Genomic DNA, 24,182 nt, shown 5'->3' with positions numbered 1-24,182 from the left:
GCCATGCGCACTCCCGTCCTGCTGTCTGTCATTGTGTTGCTGGGGTCGAGCGCGTGCAGTGGCCCCGACTTCGATGCCCAGAGTGAGATTCGCAGTGTGCGTGTGCTCGGCATCAAGGCGGAGCCGCCGGAGCTGGTGTTGGAGCCGAACGCCTCCACGCTGCCGCCGCCGGTGACGTTCACCGCGCTGGCGGTGACGCCGGACGCGCGTCCGGTGACGGTGACGTACGCGCTGTGCCGGCCGGACGTGAACCCCTACGGGGACGTGGCGTGTCCGGGGGACAGCGGGGTGGCGTTGCCGGGCGGGGTGTTGTCGTTGAGCGACCCGGCGGTGCAGGCGCTGCTCATCGCGGCGTTCCAGGCGGCCACGGGGAGCACGGGGGGAGGGCAGGGGGGCTCGTTCGACTTCAACGACCCGGCGGTGCAGCAGGTGTTGCAGACGGGGCTGCCGCTGTTCGTGGGGTACGAGGCGACGGACGGCAGCGGGACGCCGGAGGGCGTGGAGCGGGGCGTGCGGCGCATCACGTTGCGTTCGACGGACACGCCGAACCAGAACCCGGTGATGCAGGACGTGTTGTGGAACGACGCGCCGCTGTCCGGGCCGCTGCCGCTGGACGCGGAGGTGACGTTCACGCCGGTGCTGGGGGCGGGAAGCGAGGAGACCTATTCCACGGCGGATGGGCTGAGGACGGAGCAGGTCTTCTACAGCTGGTTCGCGACGGGCGAGGGCGAGGTGGGGTCGTTCCGTTCGCTGGAGCCGGTGGACGGCAAGCCCGGCGACCCGACGACGACGTACACGACGGCCAAGACGCCCGAGCGCATCACGGTCTGGGTGGTGGCCCGAGACGGCCGCGGCGGCACGGACTGGACGACGCGCACGGTGGACGTGGGGCCCTGAGCGCCCGGGTCTTCATGGGGACGTTGTGGGGCGTCCTGTGGCTGGGCGGGTGCGCTTCTCCTCCCCCCCCGGGCGTCGTGCGCTTCGACTCCGCGCACATTCCTGCCCGGCTGGATGGCCCGATGCCGGGGACACCGCTGTTCAACACCGCGTGGGACGCGCTCCTCGCGGCCTGCCCCCTCATCCTCTCCCAACGCAACGCCACGGCGGGGAACGCAGGCGCTGCGAACTTCGACGTGCGTTGGCGCATGTCGAAGGAGTACTGCGCCTGGCTGTATTACGTCCCGGATGACCGGTATGCGCTGAGCAAACTGGTGGAGAGCTCTGATGCCACTCGGAATCAGTTCGAGCAGGGGTGCAGGGCTCCCGCGTTCGTTCAGGACCCGCGCTATCCACCCGACAGCCTCAAGTACCTCTACTTTCTCCACAACCACCCCGCGACGCCCACGAATCTCTCGGAGCGGGACATCGCCGCGCTGGCGAAGATGGCGCGAATCCACGGGGGATACGTCGAGACGAAGGCAGGACGGCTTCCCATCGGAATCGTCGCTTTCTTCTCCGACGGTTCTTCTGAGAACCCCGCGGGATGCAACGGGTTCTACGAGTACACCTACGGGAGCGCGGAAGTGGTTCGCTGGACGCCTGATGACGAAGGCCGTTGGCGCCGGACGCAAGCCGGCACTGTCACCTGGGATAGCGAGACCGAGTTCCGGTTCGTCCCGACACGCTAGGCAGGAGCACCGCGGATGCCACGACTGACGAGCGCGATGCGTTGTCGAAGGCTGGGCCTGATGGGCGGAGTGCTGCTCCTGGCGGGTTGCTTGCGCGGACAGGGAGCCCGGCCCGCTGACTGGGAGGGAGACCGGAGTATCGCGTTCCCGCCGTTCTACGCGCAGTCAGCGGTACAGGTGGGGGGCGATGGGCAGGCGTATGTGCTGGACGGCAACCTGCTCAGGGCTGTCCAGGTCGCCATGGAGGACTTCTTCCCGAAGCAGTCCAAGGACACGCCGTGCTGGGGAAGACCGGAGGCGTATCGCTACCGTGTCATCCGTCAGGGCGAAGTCTTCTTCATCCTGATCCACGAGGCTCCGGATGCCTGTGGCACCACCTTCATCGGTGTGGACACCGGCGCGCGTTACGCGGTCAGCCTTGATGGTCGAATCCTGCGGCGCAGCGTGGGGGAGGAACCTGAAGTTCCACCGGCGCCTCCGGGCATTGATTCAGGAGTCCTGGAAGGCGTTGCATTGGACGGTGGCGCCCCGTAGCCGGCCCCCCGCTTACGGGACGATGGTGGGCTCGCTGTCGAAGAGTGCGTCGAACAGGGTGGTCTGGGGTGGACGCGTCCACTCCACGGCGACAGGGACGGGAAGGGCCGCGACTTCGGGCGGGAGCGCCGTGACGTGGAAGTAGGCCTCGAGTTCCCGGGCGATGATGCGCGCGGTGTCGCTCATGGCCGCGGGCAGAGGCGGCAGGTGCAGGTGAGCCTTGCCGCGCTTATGCACCTCGTAGTCGAACGTGAGTCCATACACGGTGTAGACCGGTGCCAGGATGCTCATGCAGCCCACGAGAGCCCAAGGCACGGGCTTCATGGGGATTCCCTTCGCGGGATAGACGGCGCAGCGCAAGGAGGCCTGGGAGGTCGTGCTGGCTTCTGCCAGGGTGCAGCCTGGCAGCAGCATGCCCAGCTGCCGCCGGAAGGCATCCCAGCGCTCATTCTGCTGTCGCACCTGCGCCCAACGTTCTTGGCGGCGCTTGTGTTCAGGATGGGCGTCGTCCAGGGACTCCTCGTACGAAGCCGGCCAATAATGGCGAGCGAGGGTCAGCAGTTCATTCGTGCTGGGAGGCATGGCGCGAGGGCTCCAGCGTCAGAGTGTCACGTGTCCGAACAGCACCGGAGGCGCCCGCTCATCGCATTGCGCCCTGAATCGGGCTCCGGCAAGGGATGCCTCGAAGGTCGTTCGCAGCTGTGCCTTCATCAACTCACAAAGCACTCCGCGCGGTGAGTCGATGGTGGCGGAGCCGAAGACTGCCTGAGAGGCCTCATTGATGCGGTCCGCCGCGATGCGCTGCGCCAGCGGTAGTGAGAGGACGCCTTCGTGGGTTCGCAGGGGCGTTTCAACGCCGAACCTGCACAGCACGGACTCGCTTGTGTTGGCGCGAGTAATCCGGATGTGGATGCAGGCGGCGCGCTGACCGCCTTCTTCCCCTGGCGTTGCTTCCCTCAGAGTCACGAAGCGGATTTGCCGGGGCAGGATTCGCCCCGTGACGAAGGTCCGGTCCGTGGGCCCGACGCACGCCGAGCACAGGGACAGCACGGCCGCGACTTGAAGCCACCGTCGCCGTGCTGCCTGTGCCGCCATGGGTCACCCCGTCAGCCACGCGGACGCGCGGCCCAGGCCCTCCGCCACGGAGGTGAACGCGTCCGCCGTGCGCACCCGGTCCTCTCCGAAGCGCTTCACGTACAGCTCCCGCACCGCCGGAATCTGGGACGAACCGCCCGTCAGGAAGACCGCGTCAATCTCCCTGGCCTCCGGGTGCTTCGCCAACAGCCCTTCCGTGCACTTCGACAGTTCATCCAACAACGTGCGGCTCGCCGTCTCGAACTCCGCCCGCGTCATCGGCTCGTGCAGGTGGATGCGCGCGTCCTCGAAGTCGATGGTCGCCACGTCCTCGCTCGACAGCTTCACCTTCGCCGCTTCAATCGCCCGGAACAGCCGGTAGCCCAGGTTGTCCATCACCAGGTCGTAGAGCGCCTGGATTTCCGCCGGGTGGTCGCTCGTGTCGAGCATCACCTCCAGCAGCTCCTGCGTGGACTTCTCCCGGATGAAGGACATCTCGTGCCAGTTGAGCAGCTTCGCCAGCACGTGCTGCGGGATGGGCAGCCGCTTGTGGCTGAAGCCCTTCACCTTGTACGTGGACCCCGCCCCGAAGCGCGGCAGCAGCTTGTGCCGCATGATCTCCGCGTCGAACCGGTCACCACCGATGCGCACACCCGTGGACCCCACCACGTCCGGCCTGCGGTCCAGGTTCCCTCGCCGCGACGGCCCCAGCTTCATCAACGTCAGGTCCGTCGTGCCGGCGCCGAAGTCCGCCACCAGCACCAGCTCGTCCTTCTCCAGCCGCGCCTCGTAAGCGAGCGCCGCCGCGATGGGCTCAATCAGGAACTGCACGTGCGTGAAGCCCGCCAGCTCCGCCGCCTTGCGCAGCCGCTTCTCCGCCAGTGCGTCCGCCTCCGGATCCGGCGTGAAGACCGCGGGCCGGCCCAGCACCACCGCGTCCGGTGCCTCGCCCAGGTGCGCCCCGGCTGACTCGCGCACGCGGCGCAGCAGGATGGCCACCAGGTCCTCGAGGGTGAACGTGCGCCCCTTCACCTGCGTCGCCCGGAAGGACGTGCTGTGCAGGAAGGACTTCACGGACTGGATGAAGCGGCCGTTGTTGTCCTCCAGGTAGCGCTGGATGGCGTCCGCGCCCGTGAAGACCTCCCGCTCCTCCTCCGCGAAGAAGAGCACGGAGCGGAACAGCCGGGGCTCCGGGGTGTGGGGCTGCAGCGGCAACACGGTGCCGTCCGGCAGGGCCAGGGCGGTGTTGCTGGTTCCGAAGTCGAGTCCGCAGGCGCGCATGGGGGGGCGCCCCTTATCGCCATTCTTCCGGACGCGGTAGCCCCAAAGTGAGCCCCCGCCGTGGGGCGTGCGGACAGGCAGGCGCTCGGCATCGGGTGGCTTGGCGCTCCACGGGCCACCGCCATCTTTGCCCTGTCATCCCTTTGACAGGAGAACCCCATGAAATCGCGCGCAGCATGGCTGGGTGCCGGAGTCGTCGCACTGGTGGTGGGCACCACCGCCTGCCAGGACGGAGACCGTTCCCGCCAGGACACCGCGGAGAAGAACACCCCCGGACAGCAGGTGGAGCAGGCCCAGCTCCAATCGGAGAAGGCCTTCGACGACGCACGTGACGCGCAGAAGGAGGCCTCCAGCCAGCAGCGCGAGGCCGCCCGCGCCCAGGAGGACGTGCAGCGCAAGCAGCAGGAGCTCCAGGAGGCCCAGGCCAAGGCCCAGAAGGAGGCCCAGGAGGCCCAGTCCAGCCAGCAGCAGGCGCAGGCGCGCACCCAGCAGGCCCAGTCCGTGGCCCAGCAGGCCCAGGCCAGCGCCCTGGCCGCCCAGCGCCAGGCGCAGCAGAACTTCGCCACCCAGCAGCAGCAGGCCTCCAATGAGAGCGCCGCCGCGAACCAGCGCATCGCGGACCCGAGCGCCCAGCAGCAACAGGCCGCGAACCAGAACGCCGCCACGCAGCAGGCCGCCATCGCCCAGAACTCCCAGGCCCCCAACGCCCAGGCCCCGCGGCAGGAGCAGCAGATTACCGGCGACGTGCTGAGCGCGAGCGCACAGGAGGTGCTGGTGAGCCAGCGCGGTGAGCCGCAGCTGCGCCTGAAGGTGGGCCCCACCACGCAGGTGAAGGTGGATGGCCGGGCCGCGAGCGCCGCGGACATCCAGGAGGGCGCGCAGGTCCGCGCCTCCTACACCACGGACGCGAGCAGCGGCGAGCCGGAGGCCCTGCGCATCGACGCCACGTCCCGCGCGCAGCCGGCCGCGCCCGCACCGGCGGAGAGCGGCGAGTCCTCGCCCGGTGTGCCCCGGTAACCGCCGACTCCAGACATGCCACGGCCCCGTGCCTTCGCGCTTCCCAACGCGAGGGTCCGGGGCCGTGCCGTGTCGCAGACTGGATGCTACCCGCGCGTTACGCGGCCAGCTCGGCCTGGTCCAGGCCGGCCTCGGCCATCAGGTTCGCCAGCTCCGCCTTCAGCTTGTCCTTGGCGCGGATCTCCAGCTGGCGGGCGCGCTCGCGGGAGAAGCCGAAGTGCTCGCCCAGCTCGCTCAGGGTCATCTCCGCGTCGCTCATCACGCGCTGCTCGATGATGAAGCGCTCGCGCGGATCCAGGCGCATCAGCGCGCGCTGCACCAGGTTGCGGGTGAGGCCCGCCTGCTGCCGGTCGGCGACCTCGTCCGCGTGCGAGGCGGACTCGGACTCCACGAAGTCCAGGTGCGTGGCGTCGCCGTCCTCGCCCACCGGCGCGTCCAGGGACAGGTCCCGGCCGCCCATGCGCTGCTCCATCTCACGCACTTCCGTGGGCTTCACGTTCAGCTTCTTGGCGATTTCGTCCGCGTTGACGATGTGGCCGTCGCCGGCGCCCAGCTTCTCCAGCTCGCGGCGCGTGCGGGCCAGGCTGAAGAACAGCCGGCGCTGCGCCTGCGTGGTGCCCAGCTTCACCAGGCTCCAGTTGCGGAGCACGTAGTTCTGGATGTACGCGCGGATCCACCACACCGCGTAGGAGATGAGGCGGATGCCCTTCTCAGGGTCGAACTTCTGCACCGCCTTCATCAGGCCGATGTTCGCCTCCTGGATGAGGTCGGACATCTTCAGGCCGTAGGAGCGGTACTCGTACGCCACCTTCACCACGAAGCGCAGGTTGCTCGTCACCAGGCGGTGACCCGCGGACAGGTCGCCGGCGCGGAAGGCGCGGGACAGCGACTGCTCGTCCTGCGGGTTCAGCAGCGGGTACTGGTTGATCTCCGAGAGGTACGTGGAGAGCGAGTCAGCGGAAGAGAAGGAGCTGGAAGCTTGCATGGGGGTCTCTCTCGGGGAAGAGGGCGGTGTGTGTGACCGCCGTTTGCTGCGACGGGGAGACCTTTAGCAACGCACGGGCCAATGCCAGCCGACAGGCAACCTCAATGATTCCAGTGCGTTGCGCGAAACGGCTTCAATGCTTAGGGCGGAACCCGGCACTTTTTACAGCGTGGGGTACCGACACTTCTTCCGGGTACCCCGAAGGGAGGGTTGCCTGCCCTCCGACCCGGGCACAGGGCGGATCACATCCAGCAGGGATGTGGGCACGCCCCGGCCCCCACACCAGGGGACCGGGACGGCGGATGTCCGGAAAGTGGCGGCGTCAGGGCACGACAGGCCCGGATTCGTAGCCGATGTCCACGTTGTTGATGGTGGCCTGGCACGGACCGTTCCCGGCGGTCAGGTCCGCCTTCCAGCAGAGCTGATGGCCGCGAGTGCCGGACACGTCGAGCACGGCGTCCCGGTTCCAGTCGAACGTCACCGGATGCCAGGTGGGTGAGGGATTGGTGACGCACGTGCCGGCGAGGCACACGCGGCAGTCGGTGGCCACCGAGTAGTTGATGGCGACCGGAGAGGAGCAGCTGGGATCCTGGGCGTCGTCCTTGTGGATGTACACCTGCTGGATGGCGCAGCTGGGGGCCGCGGGGCTCAGCACGGTGGAGCGCACGCGGCCGGCCGTGGGCGCCCAGTTGCGCAGCATGAAGACGACGTCGTTGAAGTCCCGGTCGCCTCCACCCGGCAGGTCCTCGAAGGCCAGGAGCCACCGGTCGGACGCGGGGCCCACGTTGCCCAGCATGGCGTGGGGCATGACGAGGTTGCCCGGCAAGGCGGCGGTGGTGGCGGCCATGGGCAGGGTCGTGTTGCCGTAGGGCAACGTCCCCATGCGGGTCCGGGTCCAGGCGTCCAACCACCCGCACATCTTCTGGGAGGTGCCGGCCAGGGTGCAGGCGCGCGAGGACGAGTTCGGGTTGGCGTGGTTGCAGGCCTCGTCGTAATCACAACCCATGTTCCGGGACATGGCGGAGGGCTGGGCCATGAAGTCCTGATCCAGGTTCCACTTCGCCTTGGAGAAGAACACGTTGAGGGGCGTCCTCAGGTGCAGCGTGCACTTGAGGTCGGCATCCCTGCGCAGGCAGGGGTAGACCATGCCCGCGTCCGTGTTGTGGATCGGCTCGAAGGCGGAGACGAGGAAGAAGACCACCTCCTGTCCGCCCTGGATGACGCCCAGGTCCACCGTGCGGTCGTAGGTCGTGATGCCGGGATCCGGGTTGAAGGTCCTCGGAAGGCCATGACCGTCATAGGCGGAGACGTCGTAGTCGGGGATGCCGTCGTTCAGGTCCGTCGCGTCAGCGACGGCGCCCAGCCCCTGGTAGGTGACCCTGTCGGAGTCGTCGTCGGCCAGGAGGAAGGCCAGGTGGCCGATGCCCATGTTGTTGTTGGACGCGTGGGCGGGCTCCAGCAGGTTGGGGATGCGCGTGAAGAGCCCGTTGTCCGAATAGCCGGTGCCGGCCGCTCCCGGCGGGTTGCTCCCGACGACGTCGACGGTGATGTCGTAGGCGGAGGAGGTGCGGCCGGGACGGGCATCCGTCATGTCCCTGTTGGGGATGAAGGCCGAAGCGCAGGTCGAGTTGAGCGCCAGGTCCGGCTGGCGGTAGGTGAAGCCATGGGATGAGAAGGTCTGGCTACAGCGGGGGCTCACGCCGATGTACGGGCGGGCCTGGGCGCCAGAGGGCGGGGCCAGGTTGTAGAGGTCCTCGTGCAGGTCCGCGACGCCGTTGCCATTGCCATCCACCAGGTCTCCCTGGGCGTTGACGTAGCCGCGTGCCCGCAGGTCACTCACGTACAGGTAGCCCAGCGCGTGGCTCGCGCCGGCGCTTTCGTACACGAAGCTGATGGTGACGTTCTGGTCCGACGGGAACACGATGGAGTCCACCGACGTGGGCGTCCAGAACGGGTTCACCGACCGCAGCGTCTTCTGCGGGGTGAGCGTCACCTGCTGGAGTTGGTCGAACCCCGCGGCGGTGAACGCGGGCTGCACGTCCTCGTACAGGTCCCCGGGGCCGCAGGTGTCGGCCGCATGGGCCGGACGTGGCGAGGGAATGACAAACAACGCGCTCCCGGCCACGAGGGCCAGGAGACGGGAGGGATTCGGGTGCAAGGACAGACTCCTCGGGATGAAGATGGCTCCCAGGGTCTATCAGAAATAACAAGGAAGGCGGTTCTGTCCGGATGTGTCAGGCTTCGCCCATGAAAACGACCCGTCTGCCCCTGCTCCTGGCGCTGTCCCTGGTGTTTCCGCTCGCGGCCTGTTCGACGGCGAGGGCGACATCGTTCTCGCTGCCCATGGAGCGGGCCACGGAGTGCCGGCAGCTGTGCGAGCAGATCGACATGCGGATGAGCGCGGTGGTCATCATCATGAACTCCGCCGGCTGCGTCTGTGAGCCGAAGCCGGCGGAGGGGACGAACGCCGCGCTGACCGGCGCCGCCGCGGCGTCGGGCGGTGCCATCATTCGCGCCGCGGCCGCGGCGCAGCAGGCGAGCAACAACAACAACACCGCCACGACGCACAACCGCTAGCCGTCAGGGCGTGACGGGCACGGAGGTGTAGCCCACGTCCACGAAGTGGAGGGTGGGCTGGCAGGTGGGGTCCGTCCCCTGCGTCAGCTCGGCCTTCCAGCAGAGCTGCTGGCCCGGCGTGCTGGAGACGTCCACGGTGGCCCTGCCCGAGCCCGGAGGCAACGACAGGGTGTGCCAGGTGGGCGTGGGGTTGGGGACGCACGTGCCCGCGCTGCACACGTTGCAGTCCGTGGCCAGCGCATAGGTGATGTAGGCGGCCGCGCCGGTGCAGACCCCATACAGGTTGTCGAACTTGTTGAAGGACACCTGGGCAAGCTTGCAGCTCGCGTCGTCCGGGCTGAGCACGCGCGAGCGCACGCGGCCCTCGGTCAGGTTGCGCAGCAGGAAGACGACGTCGTTGAAGTCGCGGTCGGCGCCGCCGGGGAGGTCCTCGAAGCCCATCAGCCACTGGCCGGTGGTCGTGAGGGGCGCGTTCAGCAGGAGGTGCGGCATGTTGCCCTGGCCCTGCGCAAAGACCCCGGCGGCGGTCATGGGCAGGAAGAGGTTGCCGTAGGGAGGCATCCGCAGGCGGGCGAGGGTCTCCTGGTCCAGCCACCCGCACAGCCGCTGCGAGGAATTGGCCACGTAGCAGGCCGTGGGGGAGGACTGGGGCGCGTCCGCGTTGCACTCCTCGGTATAGGCGCAGCCCAGGTTGCGCTGCGCCACGGGCATCTGGCCCACGGGGTCCTGGTCCAGGTTCCACTTCGCCTTGGAGAAGAACACGTTGATGGGCGACCGCAGGTGCAGCAGGCACTGGCCGGTGGGCGCCTTGCGCAGGCACGGGTAGACCGTCTTCTGGTCCAGGTCGTGGATCGCCTCGTACTGGGTCACCAGGAAGAATACGAGCTCCTTGCCCGCAGGGAGGATGCCCAGGTCCACGGTGCGGTCGTTCGGGGTGATGCCCGGATCCGGATTGACGGCGCGCTGGATGCCGTGCGCGTCGTAGCGGGAGACGTCGTAGTCAGGGATGCCTTCCACCACGGAGCTGGTGTCCGTGACGGTGCCCAACTGGTTGAAGGTCCCCTGGTCGGCGTCGTCGTCCGCCAGCAGGAACACCAGGTGCCCCAGGCCCAGCTGGTTGTTCATCGCGTGGGCGGGCTCCAGCAGGTTGGGGATGCGCGGGTAGAGGCCCAGGTCCGACCACGCGTTGGTGTTGGGCACGGTGCCTTCGGTGGGAGAGGCGCCGACGATGTCCACCGGCAGGAGCGGGTGCGTGCCGGGCCGGGCATCCGGGATGGACTGCCGGACGAAGGCGGCGGCGCAGTTCGCGTTGAGCGCCAGGTCGGGCATCGTGTAGCCGGCGCCCTGCGAGGAGAAGGGCCGGGGCGCACAGCGGCGGGCCCCTCCGATGTACGGACGGGCCTGGGGCCCCGTGGTGGGGGCCAGGTTGTAGAGGTCCTCGTGCAGGTCCGCGATGCCGTTGCCATTGGCATCCACCAGCGTGTCATCCGACGAGTCGTCCGGCGTGCCCTGGGTGTTCACGTAGCCGCGCGCGACGAGGTCGTCGTAGTACACGTAGCCGAGCGAATGGCTGGCGCCCGCGGACTCATGGACGAAGGTGATGGCCAGGTGCTGCTCGTTGGCGAACACGATGCGCTCGCTGGACAGCTGTCCCACGTGGGTGTTCAAGCGCAGCGCGCCCCCGGACAGGAGCGCCACGTTCGTGAGCTCGTCGAAGCCCGACGGCGTGAAGTCCGGCTGATGGTCGATGTCCAGCGACTGCGTGAAGTCGAAGTCGAACAGCGCCTGCGTGGACAGCCCGTACCCATTGGTCACGGTGCCCAGCACCTGGGGCGGGCCGTTCACCAGACACTGGGGCGCGGCCCACGCCAGGGTGCTGGAGCTGGCGTCCGACACCGGCGTGCCGGACGTGCCCGTGGTGGCGCTCCAGGAGAAGGTGAGCGGACTGCCCTGCGGGTCCGTGGCCTGGAGCTGGAGCACGGACAGGTTGCCCGGGTGGACGGCGGACGTGGACTGCGTGGCGCTGGTGAGCTGCGGCGGCAGGTAGACCGCCCTGGGCGTGAACTCCGCGTGGGCTGGACGCGGCGAGGCAATGACACACACGGCGCTCCCGGCCACCAGGGCCAGGAGCGGGAAGCGATTCAGGTGCAAGGACAGACCCCCTCGGGATGAAGACAGCCCCGAGGGTCTACCAGAATCGCCTGACGGGATGATTGTACCGGGGTGCGTCAGGGATTGAGCGGTGCGTACTCGTAGCCCACGTCCACGCGGGTGATGCTGCTGGTGCAGAAGCCGTTCGCGGGGGCGAGGACCGCCTTCCAGCAGGGCTGGGTGCCCGGGGTGCTGGAGACGTCGATGACGGCCTCGTCGTAGCCGTAGCGCAGCGTGAGCGGGTGCCAGGTGGGCGTGGGGTTGGGCAGACAGGCTCCGCCCCAGCACACGCGGCAGTCGGTGGCCACCGCGTACTGGATGGGCGCGGTGTCGCATCCCGGGAAGTAGCCGTCGTCCTTGCGCAGGCGCATCCGGGACACGGTGCAGCCCGTCTCCTCGGGGCTGGAGGGCCGGGCGGCCAGCGACGGGGAGCGCACGACCCCCGTGGAGACCGGGCTCACCAACTGGAGGATGACGTCGTTGTAGTCCCGGTCACCGCCGCCGTTGAGGTCCTCGAAGGCGATGAGCCACCGGCCCGGCGTGACGAGGGAGGGATGGGACAGGACGTGCGGCATGGGGGCCCCTGGCTCGGTGGTGACTTCGACGAGCCCGTTGGGGAAGTGGTTGTTGCCGTAGTCGGGCTCCAGCAGGCGCTCCAGGGCCTCCTCGGGGAGCCAGCCACACAGCCTCCTGCCCTGGCTCGGCAGGTAGCACCCGTCGGGGTATCCGGAGGGGGCGTAGCACGCCTCACTGTACTCACAGCCATTGGCGCGGGCCGTCACCTGATACTGACCCACGGGGTCCTGATCCATGTTCCACCGCGACTTGGAGAAGAACACGGAGATGGGGGACTTCAGGTGCAAGGTGCACTGGCCATTCGCCGCCTTGCGCAGACACGGATGGACCAGGCTGTTCTCCGGGTCGTGGACCGCCTCGATGTTGACGACCAGGAAGAAGACCAGCTCCCGGCCGCCCTGGATGCGCCCCAGGTCCACCCGCCGGTCCGCCAGCGTGAGGCCCGGATCCGGGTTGGTGCTCCGCCGCAGGCCCCGCGCGTCATAGGCGGAGACGTCGTAGTCGGGGATGCCGTCAGAGCCGTAGTTGTCCGCATCCGGGACGGTGCCCATGTTCCGGTGGGTGGTCCGCTCCCAGTCGTCGTCGGTCAGCAGGAACACGAGCTGCCCCAGCCCCTTGTCTCCGTTCGCGGGCGCGGCCGGCTCCAGCAGGTTGGGGATGCGCGCGAAGAGCCCGCCGTCGGAGAAGCCGGTATTGGAGGTCGAGAGGGTCGTGGGGGCATCACGCCCGATGACGTCCGTGCTCACCTGGAAATGATTTCCAGGGCGGGCATCCGGCAGGTCCACCCCCGCGGTAAAGGCGTTCGCGCAGTTCGCGTCGAGCGCCAGCTCGGGCTGGTTGAAGAGGAAGCCCCTGGAACTGAAAGGCCGGGTGCAGCGCCGGGCCGCCCCGATGTACGGACGCGCCTGGGCCCCCGTGGTGGGGGCCAGGTTGTAGAGGTCCTCGTGCAGGTCCGCGATGCCGTTGGCGTTGGCATCCACCAGCTCCCCCACGGCGTCCACGTAGCCCTTGCGCTGGAGGTCGTCGACGTAGAGGTAGCCCACGGCATGGCTGGCGATGGAGTCCTTCTGCACGAACATCACGCTCAGCTGCTGGTCCTCCGGGAACACGATGGACTCCGAGGGCGGGCGCGCCGGGTCGGGCACGGTGATGCGTCCGTCCACGAGCGTCACGCTGTCGAACTGCTCGAAGCCCTGCGCGCTGAACGCGGGCTGGCGGTTCTTCCCCAGGTCCTGCAAGACGCCGAGGTCGAACGCCGCCGTCGAGGACAGGCCCAGACCGTTGGTCACCGTGGCCTGCACGGGCGGCGTGCCTCCGGAGGCCAGGCACAGGGGCGCCGTCCAGTTCGCGCGGCTCGTGGTCGCGTTGCCCAGCGGGGTGCTCAGGCTGCCCGCGGTGACGCTCCAGGAGAACGTGAGCGGGCTGCCCTGGGGGTCCTCCGCCTGGAGGCCCAGCCGTGAGACGCCGCCCGCCTCCAACTGCTGGGGCGTCTGGGTGAGGGTGGTGATGCGGGGTGGCTCGGCGGCGCTCGCGGGCCGCGAGAAGGAAATGACACACAGGAGGCCCCCGGCCGCATGGGCCAGGAGCCGGATGGATTTCGGATGCAGGACGTCCCCCTCGTTCAGTGACGCGACGAGGAACGTATCAGCCAGGGCTGTCCTGACCGGAGTGGCCGGGGTTTCAGGTCAACGCCTTGCGCAGCCGTTTGGGGATGGCCTCCGCGTGCCAGCGCTGCACCTCGCGGGCGATTTCGGCGGACCGCTCCGCGCGCTCGTCGCGGGCCTGGGGCAACAGCTTGCGCGCGGCCTTGCGCTGGCCGGGCGGGGCCTCCGCGGCGGCGCGCTCGAAGAGCTCCAGGCGCACGTCCGCGTCGTGCAGCTCACCCAGGCCGTCCTGGAGCGGCACCAGGACCTCCAGCAGCGCGCCCACGGTGCGGCGGAAGGCGGGCTGGAAGATCTCCAATTCGTAGCGCAGCTTCTTCAAGTCCTTGCGCAGGGCGTGCGCGGAGGCGGCGTCCGGCGCGTCCGCGTAGCGCTCCAGGCGCTTCTCCACGCGGCGCAGGCGCTGGCGCAGGTGGCTGCGCACGCGCTTGCCGGCGAAGCGGCGGGTGTCCTCCAGCGTGTCCACCTTCTTCAGGAGGCGCGGCACGGTGCGGTCCGTCCAGCGCTCCAGCTCCGCGCGCAGCTTCTTCTCCCGGGCCTTCAGTCCGGAGAGGTGGGACTCGCGCAGGCCGGCCAGCGCCTTGCCCGCGTCCTTCTTGCCCTTGGCGGCGGTGTCCAGCCACTTGTCCTGGACGTGCAGGTCCCTCACGTCGCCCAGCGCGTCCTGGAGGCGCTTCACGTCCGCCTCCAGCCGGGTGAGCTTGCCGGTGGCCTGGAACACCTGGAGCGCGGCGCGCAGGCGGCGGGTGGCCACGCGCATGTCGTGCACGCCGTCCTCGCCCAGCTCATCGTCCAGCTGGGCTTCGGGATGGCGCACGTCGGCGAGCCGGCCGGCGAGGATGCGGCGGGCGGCGTCGCCCAGCGCGGTGTCGGGGCCCAGGCCCCGGATGGGAGTGGGAGGGGGCATGGCGGGTCAGTCCTCCTTCAGGGCGTATTGCTGGACCATGCGTTCGGCGGCGTCCGGGCCATCCCAACCGAGGATGCGCGCGTCCTTGTCCGCGAAGTGCACCACCGCGAGGAAGAAGTGCTCCAGCTCCTCGCGCTCGCGCTTGGACAGGTCCTGGTAGGAATTGAGGTCGTCCGAGCGGGTGGCGTTCACGGGGACGAGCAGCAGGCGGTCATTGCGCTCGCGCTCGCCGTTCGTCGCGCCCTTCGGCTTCTGGTCCACCAGGAGCACACCCAGGGGCCGGCAGGGCAGCACCACGCCGGGCCAGGTGGGCACGTCCCAGTACACCAGCGCGTCCAGCGGGTCTCCGTCCGGGCCCTTCGTGCTGGGGATGAAGCCCCAGTCGAACGGGTACCGGAAGCCTCGCGTCAGCGGCCGGGACAGCGTGAAGGCCTGGAGCTTCGAGTCGTATTTCAGCTTCACCGTCGAACCGCGGGGCGACTCGACGACGACGTGCAACGCATCCTGTTCGCCGCGCAGGGGCAGGCGGGTGAAGTCGGTGGCCATGGACCCTCAGGCTGGGGTCGCCGTTCCGACTTCGGCAAGTGCCCCCGTGCCAGGAGTTTCACTCGCCAACCCTGACGCGGTGTCAGTGCCGGGTCCTCCAGACGAGCAGCGCGAAGCCCAGGGCCGTGAGGACGACGACGCCGGCGACGAGCATCCCGGGCGCCGTGAGGCCGTAGACCGGTCCCTGTCCGATGGAGCGGGCGCGCAGCTCACAGCAGCTCGGGCAGAATGACTGCGACTCCCGGCGGACGCGGTACTCGCAATGCGGGCACATGAACGTGCCGCAACGCTGGCAGACCTTGTTCGCGACGAAGCCGTCGTGGCGCGCGCAGCGGGGAGTCGCGGGGGCACCATCCGCGGCGAGCGGCTCCTCGCCCTCCCATGACGGAACCTGCAACCCTGCTTCGAAGTGACTCATGATGGCCTGCGCGGCGGCGCTGCTGGGGATGCTGAGCACGAGGGCGTCCTCTCTGCTGCCTGGCAGCTGGGGAACCCGCAAAGAGAGGAACGAGGCGAACTCGAGGGCGTCCTTGTCGCTACCCACCAACTGGGGACCTTGCGAAGAGTAGACCCAGGCGAGCACGGGGAGGGCCACGCCAAGCGCCAGCGCGCCCAGGCCCAACGGCATGCGCTCGCCAGCCGCCAGCACGGCCGCCGCCATGATGAGCAGCCCCGCCCCAGCCGCGAACGCGATGGGCCTGATGACCCTTGCGCGCCTCCACCGGCTCCAGGCCTCTTCCGTGAAGGGCAGGGTTCCCTTGGCCTGCTTCGTCCTCACGGACGCGACGATCAAGGCGATGGGCAGGACGATTGAGGCGATGGGCAGGATGGGCACCAGGGCCAGGGCGAGGACGCCGAGGAGAAGGAAGAGGCTGATCCAGGGCGGATACCAGGAGAACTTCACCGGCTTGAAGACCACGCCCTGCCGCTCACCGGTGATGATGCACACCGGCGGCAGGTCGAATGCGTTCATCTCCTGGATGAGGAGGTAGACGTGATGCATCGCGGGAACCTACCAGCTCCCGGAATACAGCCGCATCCCGAGCGTCAGCAGCAGGCCGATACCGGTGAGCGCGAGCCCGGCGATGGCCTTCTTCCGGTCGATGCGGGGCGAGTCGGCATGCCGGTTGCGCACCAGGCTCACGGTGTTGAGCACCAGCGACACGGCGTGGACCGCGTAGCACATGGGCACCACCGAGACGACGCCCATGAACAGGCCCGAGTTCGCCAGCGTGAGGCCGGGGGCCTTCGCCTGCACGGCGATGGTGCGGCCCCGCAGCTCCCAGCAGTCCGGACACAGCGGCAGCGATTCCCTGCGGACGCGGTTCTCACAGCGCGGGCACATGAACGCGCCGCAACGCGTGCACACCTGGTTCGCGACGATGTCGTCGTGCCGCGCGCAGAGGGCGCGAGCCGGAGCGCCGGACGCGTCCAGACTCTCACCGTCATCCCGTGCCGGGGAGTTCAGTCCGGCCAGGAAGTGGCCCGCGATGGCATACGCGGCGGGACCGTTGGGAATGGCGAGCGAGAGGTTGTCCTTGTCGATGCGCCGCACCTGGGGGCCCCGGCCGCGCAGGAAGAAGACCCAGGCGAGCACGGGGATGGCCACGCTCGATGGCAGCGCGACCAGGCCCTGCCATTCGGGCGCGTCGGATGCCAGCAGGGAGAATGCCAGGATGAGCAGCGCGATGGCGACCACCACCGACACGACCATGATGACCTGTCCGCGCTTCCACCGGCTCCAGGCCTCTTCCGTGAAGGGAAGGGTGCCCGTCACCCGCTTCGTCATCGCGGACGCGACGATGATGGCGATGAGCAGGTTGAGGAGGGCGAGGAAGCCAATCCAGCGCGGATACCAGGTGAAGTTCACCGGCTTGAAGACCACGCCCTGCCGCTCACCCGTGACGATGCAGATGGGTGGCAGGTCGAACTCGTTCAGTTCCCCGGAAGGGATGTCGACGTGATGCATCGCGGAGACTTGTAGTCCACCGCGTGCAACGCATTCCAGTCACCGCCCCCCGGAAGCTCAGTGCAGGGGGCGGCCCAGGGGCAGCTCCGGCTGACGGCGCGCCACCAGCTTCCGTGTGGCGCGCGCCGCGGCCAGTCCTCCCAACGTGTACCAGGCCACGGTGAGCAGCGACGTGGACGGGCGGGCCTGGGATGGCTTGCGGCCCAATCCCAGCTTCGGGGGCAGCACCACCGCGCCCAGGCCGGCGAGCAGGCCCAGCGCGGCGCCGCGCAGGTACGGCCGCTTGGGGCGGCCCAGGGCCACGAGCGAGAAGAACAGCCCGTTGGACAGCAGGTCCCCCGCCAATGTCTGGCGATGCAGCTGGCGCCCCTTCGCGGGCTCGCCGCCGAAGAAGCGGATGCCCTTCTCCAGGGAGCGCATGCCCAGGACGTCCATGCGCGGCGGGTGCTTCAGGACGCGCCGGGCGCTCTCGTGCACCAGCGTGAGCGCGGCGGCGCCGACGAGGCCAGGACCCAGGGCTCGGAACACGATGCGGGGCGGAGCGGCAGGTTCGATCATGCCTTCCAAGCTAGGCACCGCGCGCCCGGGATTGCCGCCCGCGGGCGCCCGCCCGCCTGCCTGACGTGCGGTTGTGCCCGCGCGTCAGGAGCTGCAGCTCACCACCAGGTGCCGGCCCCACGTGGGCGGCGAGGCCGCGTAGGCCTCCTGGCCGGGGTGTTCGTCGAAGGGCGCGGACACCAGCGCGAGCACGCGGTCCACCTCCGCGAAGTCTCCTTCCTGTGCCCGAGCGATGGCCTGCTGCGCCACCCAGTTGCGCAGCACGTACTTCGGGTTGACGCGGTCCAGGCTCGCGTGGCGCTCGGCGTCCACGCTCCCTTCCGCCTCCAGCCGCGCCCGGTAGCGCTCGGCCCACCCGTCGAAGCCCTCCGGCGGCAGGAAGTGGTCGCGAAGCGCGTCGTTGCGAGCACCGGCGCTGGAGTCGAACCGGTTCAGCGCGCGGAAGAAGCGCGTGTAGTCCACGTGCGAGCCGGCCATCAGCGCGAACAGGTCCTCCAGGAGCGAGCGGTCCTCGTCGCGGGCCTCCTTCAGGCCCAGCTTCTCTCGCATGCGCGTCAGGAAGTGCCGCGCGAACGCGGGCTGGAAGAGGGTCAGCGTGGCGCGCGCCTCGTCCTCGGTGATGAGCGTGAGCAGCGCCTCTCCCAGACAGGCCAGGTTCCACAGCGCCACGCGCGGCTGCTGGTCGAACGCGTAGCGGCCCTGGTGGTCGGAGTGGTTGCAGACGAAGCCAGGGTCGAAGTCGTCCAGGAACCCATAGGGGCCGTAGTCCAGCGTGAGCCCCAGGATGGACATGTTGTCGGTGTTCATCACGCCGTGCGCGAAGCCCACCGCCTGCCAGCGCGCCACCAGTTGCGCGGTGCGCTCCACCACCTCCGCGAAGAAGCTCGCGTGGCGGCCCTCCTGTCCCGCGAGGTGCGGGAAGTGCGCGGAGATGACGTGGTCCGCGAGCGTGGCCACGTGGCCGGGCTGCTCGGTGTGGTGGAAGAACTCGAAGGTGCCGAAGCGCACGTGCGACGGGGCCAGGCGCACCAGCATGGCGCCGGTCTCCACCTCCTCGCGGTACACCGGCGTGCGGCTGCCCAGGATGCACAGGGCCCGCGTGGTGGGGATGCCCAGCGCGTGCAGGGCCTCTCCGGCCAGGTACTCGCGCACGGTGGAGCGCAGCACCGCGCGCCCGTCACCACCGCGAGAGAAGGGCGTGGGCCCGCCGCCCTTCAGCTGCAGGTCCCAGCTGTCGCCGTCCGGGCCGCGCGTCTCGCCCAGGAGCAGCGCGCGGCCGTCTCCCAGGCGCGGCACGTACACACCGAACTGGTGCCCCGCGTACACCATGGCCAGGGGCTCCATGCCGGGCAGCGGCGTGGCCCCGCCGAACACGCGGGCGAACTCCGGGCGCGCGGCCTCCTCCGCGTCCAATCCCAGCAGCCGCAGGGCCGCCGGGTTCACGCTCACCACGTGCGCGTCCGGAAAGGGCGCGGGGGCCACCCGGGCGGCGAACCCGGGGGGCAGGCGGGCGTAGCTGTTGTCGAAGACGAGCTGTTCGAGCGAGGCCATGGATGGAAACAGACGTCAGGGAATCTGCATGCCCCGCTGGACGGCGGGACGGCTGCCCACGCGGTGCAGGTACTGGATGAGGTTGGGCATGTTGTTGAAGAGCTCCGGGAAGGAGTCCCGCGAGCCCTTCAGCCACGGGTATGTGGCGATGTCCGCGATGGAATACGTGGTGGCCAGGTAGTCCCGCGACGACAGCTGCTGCTCCACCACGCCCAGGATGCGCTTCGCTTCGGTCTGGAAGCGGTCGATGGCGTAGGGATGCTTCGTGGAGGCGAAGCGCCCGAAGTGGTTGAGCTGTCCGAGGATGGGGCCCAGGCCGCTCATCTGGAACATCAGCCACTGCGTCACTTCCGCCTTGCCGCGCGGATCCGCGGGCAGCAGCGAGCCCGTCTTCTCCGCCAGGTACAGCAGGATGGCGCCGGACTCGAAGAGCGCGAACGGCCGGCCACCCGGCGCGTCGTGGTCCACGATGGCCGGAATCTTGTTGTTGGGGTTGATGGCCAGGAACTCGGGCTTGAACTGCTCGCCCTTGGAGATGTCCACCGAGTGCGTCTTGTACGGGAGGCCCAGCTCCTCCAGGGCGATGGAGATCTTTCGGCCGTTGGGGGTCTTGAACGTGTACAGGTCGATCATGCCTTCACTCCCGTGAGCTCCTCGCTCACCTGCCAGAGCCGCTCCGCGAGCGCTTCGTCCCGGGCGGCGGACGACGGCTTCGCCTTGCGGCATTTGATGAAGTACTCACCGCTGACGCCCGCCACCTCCGGTGACGACGCCAGGTAGATGGACGTCCTCGCGCCCTTCTCCGCGGAGAGCATGAAGGGCCCGGCCAGCTTGATGAGGTGCTTGAAGAAGCCCTCGCTGTTGTGCCCGAAGCCCGTGCGCACCGCGCCGGGGTGCAGCGCGTTCGCGGTGACCTGCGTACCGGCCAGCCGCTTCGTCAGCCCGCGCGAGAAGAGGATGTTGCTGAGCTTGGCGTTGCCGTAGACGCGGATGCCGTCATAGCGGCGCTTCTCCGTCTGCGGGTCGTCCAGGAAGTTCGAGTACGCCAGGCGGTGGCCTTCCGAGGACACGTTGATGATGCGCGCGGGGCCGCTCGCCACCAGCAGGTCGCGCAACAGGTGCGTGAGGAGGAAGTGGGACAGGTGGTTCGTGGCGAACGTGGCCTCGTAGCCGTCCACCGTCACCTGCCGCCGGTCGATGATGAGGCCCGCGTTGTTGATAAGCACGTCCAGCCGCGGGTGGCGGTCGCGGAACGCCTTCGCCAGGTCGCGCACGGACTGGAGCGAGGACAGGTCCGCGAGCAGCGTCTCCACCTGCGCTCCGGGGGCGGCCTCTCGCACCGCGGCGGCCGTGGCCGCCGTGCGGGCCCCATCCCTGCCGGACAGCACCAGCGTGGCCCCCCGCCGCGCCAGCGCCTTGGCCGTCTCCTGGCCGATGCCACCGGTGGCCCCGGTGATGAGGCACACCTTGCCGTCGAGACGGTCTTCGGGAAGCCCTGCCGCCATGGGACGTGTCCTCCTGGAATCCGGGGACGCGTTCTATACGCTCCCCGCCGTCCCCGCGCAGGAGAACCTGCCGGGGAGGCGGAGGCAGGTGGCGTCAGATGTCAGGTGCTGGCCTGGCTGATGTCCTCGGCCTGACGGCCCCGGCGGCTGCCGCCCTTGGGGGGCATGGAGACCCCCGCGCGCGCGTCGCCGTTGAGGTGGCTCTCCAGGAACCAGAGGTCCTCCTCGGTCTCGCCCAGGGTCTGGGTGAGGATGTCCGCGGTGACGGGGTCGTTCGCCTCGTCGGACTTGTTGATGCCGTCGCGGAGGCTGGCGGCGTAGCGGCCCACGCGCTCGACCAGCGCGCGGATGTGGGCCTCTCCGTCCACGGCCTGCAGGTCGTATTCGGGCAGCTGGCTGTTGTTGGTGGCCAGGCGGATGGTGCCCTGGGCGTAGCCGCCCAGCGCGCCCGCACGCTCGGCGTAGGAGTCCGCGTGCTTGCGCGCGTGCTTGGCCACTTCGTCGAAGAGCAGGTGGCGGCTGTAGAAGTGCGTGCCCCGGATGTTCCAGTGGGCCTGCTTCACCTGCCAGTGCAGGTCGATGGCGTTGGCGAGCAGCGTGTTGAGCATGTCGATGAGCTCTTCGCGCGCATCCTGGGGAAGGTTCACGTGGCTGGTCGTGTACATGGTCCTGATCCCTCGCTGGGTGGGTTGCGCGCGGCAGGCCGTCGGCATGACGTCTCGGCGCTTCCCACAGGGTGGGGATGGGGCGGGCCCTTGGCCATGGCGCGGCGTGTGTCGCCTGGCTGCCCGGCTGGCCCGGAGGGCGGGCGGCCGGGCGCCGCCGATGATCAGCCCACGTCGGGGGCGGTCAACCGGGCGGCGACCTCCGTGGCGGCGCGCTCGCCGGACTCCACCGCGCCGTCCAGGTAGCCACAGCCTTCGATGGCCGTCTCGGTGCCCGCCCAGTGCACACGGCCGAACGGCGCACGAAGCGCGTCACCAATGGCGGTGAGGGTGCCGGGGCGGGGCAGGCCCACGTAGCAGCCGGTGCTGAACGCCTCCTGCTTCCAGTCCAGCGCGGCGATGGCCACGGGCGACAGGGCCTGGGGGCCGAAGAAGCGCGCGAAGTCCGCGAGCGCCGCGCGGTGGAGGTCCTCCATGGGGCGGCCGGTCCACGCGCGGGCGGTGTCGCCCAGGAAGAAGCCCACGAGCGCGGGGTGGTGGCCGTGCGGACCGCAGTCGTCGAAGCACAGGCGCACCGGGCCCGCGTCGCTGACGGCCTCGCCGGACAGGCCCGCTTCGCGCCAGAAGGGCGTGGCGTAGGTGGCCACGACCTTGATGACGCTGCCCATGGGGATGTCCGTGTGCGCGCGGCGGCGGCCCGGCGGCAGGTCCGCGCCGAAGTCGATGCGCTCCGCGAGCGCGGGCGGGGTGGCCACCACCGCGTAGCGCGCGCGGAAGGTCCGGCCGTCCTCCGTGGTGGCGGTGACGCCGCGAGCGTCCTGGTGCACGGCCTTCACGGGCGCGGAGAGGACGACGCGGTCCGGGGGCAGTGCTTCCGCCAGCCGCCGTGAGAGGGATTGCGCGCCGTCCACGAAGCGCTCCGCCTGGGCACCGCCCTCGATTTCCGTCAGCGGCATGAGGCCGCCGTTGGAGTGCACGTAGGAGAGGAAGCTCAGGAAGGAGAGCTCGGAGGGCTCCGCCGCGAACACCGCGCGGGTGGCGATGTCCAGCGCGGCGCGGGCGCCCCAGGTGGGCACGTGGCGCTGCTTCCAGTCCTCGACGGTGAGGGCGTCCCACTCGGTGGCCTTCGGCGCGGCGGCGGGCTGCTCACGAGGGACGCGCTTCGCCAGTCCATCCAGCTTCCAGATGACGCGCTGCAAATCCAAGAGCGACAGTAGGGGCAGGGACGGGACCTTGCCCTGGTACGTGCGGCGCTCGCCGCGCACCTCCAGCACCTTGGTGCCCCGGTGGTGCTGGGGGAAGCGCTGGAGGCCCAGGCCATCCGCGAGCTTGAGCACGTGGCGCTGCCTGGGGCCCACCCACTGGCCGCCCAGGTCCACGAGCCCGCCGCCCAGCTCGCGGGTGAGGGTGCGGCCGCCCACTCGGTCGCGCGCCTCCAGCACGGCGACGGTGGCGCCGGTGCGAGCGATGTCCCGGGCCGCGGTGAGCCCCGCGACGCCCGCGCCGATGACGACCACGTCCACGCTTTCGCCCATAGGTCCGCGGACTCTATGCCGGACGCGGCGGGTGGCTAGGATGCGCGCGGGACGTCAGACGGGAAGGGTGGAGGACCGGATGTTCGCGTTGGAGTTGGTGGAGAAGGTGCGGCAGGTGTCGCCGGGCGCGGCGAACGCGCTGACGACGTTGGCGGTGAAGAACATCGTCCCCCTGGCGAAGGCCATGGGCTACCGCGTGGACGAGGTGACGGACGCGCGCGTGAAGGCGACGGTGCCGCTGGACCGCAAGACGAAGAACCACGTGGGCAGCGTGTACCTGGGCGCCCAGGTGACGGTGATGGAGCTGACGATGGGCGTGATGCTCTTCCGCCGCTTCCCGCCGAGCCAATACAAGATGCTGGTCAACCGCATGGAGGTCGCCTTCCACGCGAAGGCGAAGACGGCGGTGAGCGCGGTGTGTGAGCCGGGGGAGGAGCTGCTTCAGAAGCTCGCATCGGAGCTGCGCGCGACGGGCGACAAGGCGGAGGCGTGGATTCCCGTGCGCCTCCTGGGCACCGACGGCCAGTGCGTCGCCGAATCGCGCTTCCTGGCCGTGTTCAAGCGCGGGTAGGGCCTACTCCAGCGCGGCGGGGAACGCGGGCAGCGCGGCGAAGTCCTCGGGCACGTGCTCGCGGATGACCCGGGCGTTGGATTCCTGGGCCAGCGCCTCCACGCGCTTCATGGACTCCAGCGTCTGTTCGCGGCTGGCGTTGTAGACCGGCACCAGCTGCCGCTCGCGGGACTCGCGCAGCGGCCACAGGTCGCCGGTCAGCAGGACGGCGCCGGACTTCGCCGTCTTCACCAGCAGCACGGTGTGGCCGGGCGTGTGTCCCGGGGCCTGGTGGATGGAGACGGTGCCGTCGCCGAACACGTCGTAGGGGGCGTCGCCCTCGATGCGCACGGTCTTCGCCTGCTCCAGGGCGCTGTAGTGGGGGACCTCCCCGCGCTGGTGGGCCTGCTCGGAGAAGGCGCCGTCGCGCTCTTCCGCATCCACGAGCCACGTCGAGCCCGCGAACAGGTTGGCGTTGCCCGCGTGGTCGAAGTGCAGGTGGGAGAACGACACGAACTCGATGTCGGCCGGTGCCAGTCCCAATTCGCCGAGCGAGGCGGTGAGCTTCTTCTTCACCTCGAAGTGCACGGGCTGGCCCTGCGGACGCATGCCGTCCGGCATGTCCGCGATGCTCTCGGAGAGGCCGCTGTCCCAGAGCAGGTCCCCCTTCGGATGGCGGATCAGGTAGCACGGGACAACGGTCTCGGCGGGCACGCCCTTCATCGAGCCGTCGTCCGCCATGAAGCCGGAGTCGCCGAGCTCCACGCGGCCGCAGTGGATGGCGTAGAGCTTCACGCCAGTCGCGGCCGGCGATGCCCGTGAAGCAGGGGGCGTGCTGGCGCAGGCGGTGAGCGCGAGACAGGCGGACCACAGGCGAAGGGTCTTCATGGGGCGGCTCCGGGGTGGAACGTG

The 24,182-nt window shown here is 69.6% G+C and carries 23 protein-coding genes; 6 read left to right on the top strand and 17 right to left on the bottom strand.

Translation table 11 applies throughout. The annotated features are described in order from the left end of the window. Positions 1–3: 3 nt before the first annotated feature. The 3 genes from D7X30_RS08230 (at position 4) to D7X30_RS08220 (ending at position 2,162) form a co-directional block, all read left to right on the top strand. Positions 4–897 carry a hypothetical protein gene (locus D7X30_RS08230; protein WP_120562282.1) on the top strand — a complete coding sequence of 298 codons (894 nt, stop codon included), beginning with the start codon at positions 4–6 and terminating at the stop codon, positions 895–897. A gap of 122 nt (positions 898–1,019) precedes the next feature. After that, positions 1,020–1,628, top strand: coding sequence for a hypothetical protein (locus D7X30_RS08225; protein ID WP_120562281.1), 609 nt, complete (start codon positions 1,020–1,022; stop codon positions 1,626–1,628). 15 nt (positions 1,629–1,643) lie between these two features. Then, positions 1,644–2,162 (top strand): hypothetical protein, encoded by a 519-nt coding sequence (locus D7X30_RS08220; RefSeq protein ID WP_147443136.1) that lies wholly within the window; start codon positions 1,644–1,646, stop codon positions 2,160–2,162. A 12-nt stretch (positions 2,163–2,174) separates the two neighbouring features. Here D7X30_RS08220 and D7X30_RS08215 read toward each other — a convergent pair whose 3' ends face one another. Continuing rightward, the gene (locus D7X30_RS08215; RefSeq protein ID WP_233591450.1) at positions 2,175–2,624 is read right to left on the bottom strand and encodes a hypothetical protein; all 450 of its coding nucleotides are present in this window, start codon (positions 2,622–2,624) and stop codon (positions 2,175–2,177) included. Between the two features lie 636 nt (positions 2,625–3,260). Then, complete coding sequence (locus D7X30_RS08205) at positions 3,261–4,517, bottom strand: Hsp70 family protein (protein WP_120562277.1); 1,257 nt, start codon at positions 4,515–4,517, stop codon at positions 3,261–3,263. A 159-nt stretch (positions 4,518–4,676) separates the two neighbouring features. Between D7X30_RS08205 and D7X30_RS41905 the strand changes: the two genes are divergently transcribed. Next, complete coding sequence (locus D7X30_RS41905; RefSeq protein ID WP_158619216.1) at positions 4,677–5,534, top strand: hypothetical protein; 858 nt, start codon at positions 4,677–4,679, stop codon at positions 5,532–5,534. A gap of 97 nt (positions 5,535–5,631) precedes the next feature. On the opposite strand, the gene D7X30_RS08195 is transcribed toward D7X30_RS41905, so the two are convergent. Together D7X30_RS08195 and D7X30_RS08190 are read right to left on the bottom strand one after the other, a co-directional pair. Further along, positions 5,632–6,519, bottom strand: coding sequence for an RNA polymerase factor sigma-32 (locus D7X30_RS08195; RefSeq protein ID WP_120562276.1), 888 nt, complete (start codon positions 6,517–6,519; stop codon positions 5,632–5,634). Between the two features lie 322 nt (positions 6,520–6,841). Beyond that, the gene (locus D7X30_RS08190; RefSeq protein WP_120562275.1) at positions 6,842–8,677 is read right to left on the bottom strand and encodes a DUF4114 domain-containing protein; all 1,836 of its coding nucleotides are present in this window, start codon (positions 8,675–8,677) and stop codon (positions 6,842–6,844) included. A gap of 89 nt (positions 8,678–8,766) precedes the next feature. Between D7X30_RS08190 and D7X30_RS08185 the strand changes: the two genes are divergently transcribed. After that, positions 8,767–9,096, top strand: a complete 330-nt coding sequence (locus D7X30_RS08185; protein WP_120562274.1) for a hypothetical protein — start codon at positions 8,767–8,769, stop codon at positions 9,094–9,096. A 3-nt stretch (positions 9,097–9,099) separates the two neighbouring features. Here D7X30_RS08185 and D7X30_RS08180 read toward each other — a convergent pair whose 3' ends face one another. From D7X30_RS08180 to D7X30_RS08125, 12 genes are all read right to left on the bottom strand, one after another. Then, a complete protein-coding gene (locus D7X30_RS08180) occupies positions 9,100–11,247 on the bottom strand; it encodes a DUF4114 domain-containing protein (protein ID WP_120562273.1) in 2,148 nt (715 codons plus the stop codon). A 77-nt stretch (positions 11,248–11,324) separates the two neighbouring features. Further along, positions 11,325–13,301 carry a DUF4114 domain-containing protein gene (locus D7X30_RS08175; RefSeq protein ID WP_120562272.1) on the bottom strand — a complete coding sequence of 659 codons (1,977 nt, stop codon included), beginning with the start codon at positions 13,299–13,301 and terminating at the stop codon, positions 11,325–11,327. Between the two features lie 202 nt (positions 13,302–13,503). After that, positions 13,504–14,391: a CHAD domain-containing protein gene (locus tag D7X30_RS08170; protein WP_120562271.1), complete on the bottom strand. Its 888-nt coding sequence runs from the start codon at positions 14,389–14,391 to the stop codon at positions 13,504–13,506. Positions 14,392–14,397: 6 nt separating this feature from the next. Beyond that, on the bottom strand, positions 14,398–14,937 hold the full coding sequence (locus tag D7X30_RS08165) for an inorganic diphosphatase (protein ID WP_120562270.1): 540 nt from the start codon (positions 14,935–14,937) through the stop codon (positions 14,398–14,400). 82 nt (positions 14,938–15,019) lie between these two features. After that, positions 15,020–15,940 (bottom strand): zinc ribbon domain-containing protein, encoded by a 921-nt coding sequence (locus D7X30_RS08160; protein ID WP_120562269.1) that lies wholly within the window; start codon positions 15,938–15,940, stop codon positions 15,020–15,022. Positions 15,941–15,949: 9 nt separating this feature from the next. Then, a complete protein-coding gene (locus tag D7X30_RS08155; protein ID WP_120562268.1) occupies positions 15,950–16,906 on the bottom strand; it encodes a hypothetical protein in 957 nt (318 codons plus the stop codon). Between the two features lie 57 nt (positions 16,907–16,963). Further along, positions 16,964–17,464: a hypothetical protein gene (locus D7X30_RS08150; protein ID WP_120562267.1), complete on the bottom strand. Its 501-nt coding sequence runs from the start codon at positions 17,462–17,464 to the stop codon at positions 16,964–16,966. Between the two features lie 84 nt (positions 17,465–17,548). Continuing rightward, positions 17,549–19,015, bottom strand: a complete 1,467-nt coding sequence (locus tag D7X30_RS08145) for a YdiU family protein (RefSeq protein WP_120562266.1) — start codon at positions 19,013–19,015, stop codon at positions 17,549–17,551. A 15-nt stretch (positions 19,016–19,030) separates the two neighbouring features. After that, positions 19,031–19,648, bottom strand: a complete 618-nt coding sequence (locus D7X30_RS08140) for a glutathione S-transferase family protein (RefSeq protein WP_120562265.1) — start codon at positions 19,646–19,648, stop codon at positions 19,031–19,033. Next, a complete protein-coding gene (locus tag D7X30_RS08135) occupies positions 19,645–20,520 on the bottom strand; it encodes an SDR family oxidoreductase (protein WP_120562264.1) in 876 nt (291 codons plus the stop codon). Before D7X30_RS08135 ends, D7X30_RS08140 begins: the two co-directional genes overlap by 4 nt. A 101-nt stretch (positions 20,521–20,621) precedes the next feature. Next, the gene (dps, locus tag D7X30_RS08130) at positions 20,622–21,185 is read right to left on the bottom strand and encodes a DNA starvation/stationary phase protection protein Dps (RefSeq protein ID WP_120562263.1); all 564 of its coding nucleotides are present in this window, start codon (positions 21,183–21,185) and stop codon (positions 20,622–20,624) included. A gap of 164 nt (positions 21,186–21,349) precedes the next feature. Then, positions 21,350–22,720 carry an FAD-dependent oxidoreductase gene (locus tag D7X30_RS08125; RefSeq protein WP_120562262.1) on the bottom strand — a complete coding sequence of 457 codons (1,371 nt, stop codon included), beginning with the start codon at positions 22,718–22,720 and terminating at the stop codon, positions 21,350–21,352. A gap of 40 nt (positions 22,721–22,760) precedes the next feature. Here D7X30_RS08125 and D7X30_RS08120 point away from each other — a divergent pair, with 40 nt between their 5' ends. Continuing rightward, positions 22,761–23,291, top strand: a complete 531-nt coding sequence (locus D7X30_RS08120; RefSeq protein ID WP_233591449.1) for a DUF4442 domain-containing protein — start codon at positions 22,761–22,763, stop codon at positions 23,289–23,291. Between the two features lie 3 nt (positions 23,292–23,294). Here the strand turns inward: D7X30_RS08120 and D7X30_RS08115 are convergent, their stop codons facing one another. Beyond that, positions 23,295–24,158 carry an N-acyl homoserine lactonase family protein gene (locus tag D7X30_RS08115; protein WP_120562260.1) on the bottom strand — a complete coding sequence of 288 codons (864 nt, stop codon included), beginning with the start codon at positions 24,156–24,158 and terminating at the stop codon, positions 23,295–23,297. Between the last annotated feature and the right edge of the window lie 24 nt (positions 24,159–24,182).

This window comes from Corallococcus sp. AB011P (assembly GCF_003611605.1).
GTDB lineage: Bacteria > Myxococcota > Myxococcia > Myxococcales > Myxococcaceae > Corallococcus > Corallococcus coralloides.
The sequence above is the reverse complement of the archived record's forward strand: the minus strand, read 5'-3'. Positions and strand labels throughout refer to the sequence as shown.

What these genes read in the sequence shown, in the direction of transcription:
- D7X30_RS08160 (WP_120562269.1), bottom strand. Translation starts at nt 15,940, where the DNA reads ATGCATCACGTCTACCTCCTCATCCAGGAGATGAACGCATTCGACCTG.
- D7X30_RS08170 (WP_120562271.1), bottom strand. Translation starts at nt 14,391, where the DNA reads ATGCCCCCTCCCACTCCCATCCGGGGCCTGGGCCCCGACACCGCGCTG.
- D7X30_RS08220 (WP_147443136.1), top strand. Translation starts at nt 1,644, where the DNA reads ATGCCACGACTGACGAGCGCGATGCGTTGTCGAAGGCTGGGCCTGATG.
- D7X30_RS08140 (WP_120562265.1), bottom strand. Translation starts at nt 19,648, where the DNA reads ATGATCGACCTGTACACGTTCAAGACCCCCAACGGCCGAAAGATCTCC.
- D7X30_RS08150 (WP_120562267.1), bottom strand. Translation starts at nt 17,464, where the DNA reads ATGATCGAACCTGCCGCTCCGCCCCGCATCGTGTTCCGAGCCCTGGGT.
- D7X30_RS08115 (WP_120562260.1), bottom strand. Translation starts at nt 24,158, where the DNA reads ATGAAGACCCTTCGCCTGTGGTCCGCCTGTCTCGCGCTCACCGCCTGC.
- D7X30_RS08145 (WP_120562266.1), bottom strand. Translation starts at nt 19,015, where the DNA reads ATGGCCTCGCTCGAACAGCTCGTCTTCGACAACAGCTACGCCCGCCTG.
- D7X30_RS08135 (WP_120562264.1), bottom strand. Translation starts at nt 20,520, where the DNA reads ATGGCGGCAGGGCTTCCCGAAGACCGTCTCGACGGCAAGGTGTGCCTC.
- D7X30_RS08125 (WP_120562262.1), bottom strand. Translation starts at nt 22,720, where the DNA reads ATGGGCGAAAGCGTGGACGTGGTCGTCATCGGCGCGGGCGTCGCGGGG.
- D7X30_RS08165 (WP_120562270.1), bottom strand. Translation starts at nt 14,937, where the DNA reads ATGGCCACCGACTTCACCCGCCTGCCCCTGCGCGGCGAACAGGATGCG.
- D7X30_RS08230 (WP_120562282.1), top strand. Translation starts at nt 4, where the DNA reads ATGCGCACTCCCGTCCTGCTGTCTGTCATTGTGTTGCTGGGGTCGAGC.
- D7X30_RS08205 (WP_120562277.1), bottom strand. Translation starts at nt 4,517, where the DNA reads ATGCGCGCCTGCGGACTCGACTTCGGAACCAGCAACACCGCCCTGGCC.
- D7X30_RS08120 (WP_233591449.1), top strand. Translation starts at nt 22,761, where the DNA reads ATGCGCGCGGGACGTCAGACGGGAAGGGTGGAGGACCGGATGTTCGCG.
- D7X30_RS08195 (WP_120562276.1), bottom strand. Translation starts at nt 6,519, where the DNA reads ATGCAAGCTTCCAGCTCCTTCTCTTCCGCTGACTCGCTCTCCACGTAC.
- D7X30_RS41905 (WP_158619216.1), top strand. Translation starts at nt 4,677, where the DNA reads ATGAAATCGCGCGCAGCATGGCTGGGTGCCGGAGTCGTCGCACTGGTG.
- D7X30_RS08225 (WP_120562281.1), top strand. Translation starts at nt 1,020, where the DNA reads ATGCCGGGGACACCGCTGTTCAACACCGCGTGGGACGCGCTCCTCGCG.
- dps (WP_120562263.1), bottom strand. Translation starts at nt 21,185, where the DNA reads ATGTACACGACCAGCCACGTGAACCTTCCCCAGGATGCGCGCGAAGAG.
- D7X30_RS08155 (WP_120562268.1), bottom strand. Translation starts at nt 16,906, where the DNA reads ATGCATCACGTCGACATCCCTTCCGGGGAACTGAACGAGTTCGACCTG.
- D7X30_RS08185 (WP_120562274.1), top strand. Translation starts at nt 8,767, where the DNA reads ATGAAAACGACCCGTCTGCCCCTGCTCCTGGCGCTGTCCCTGGTGTTT.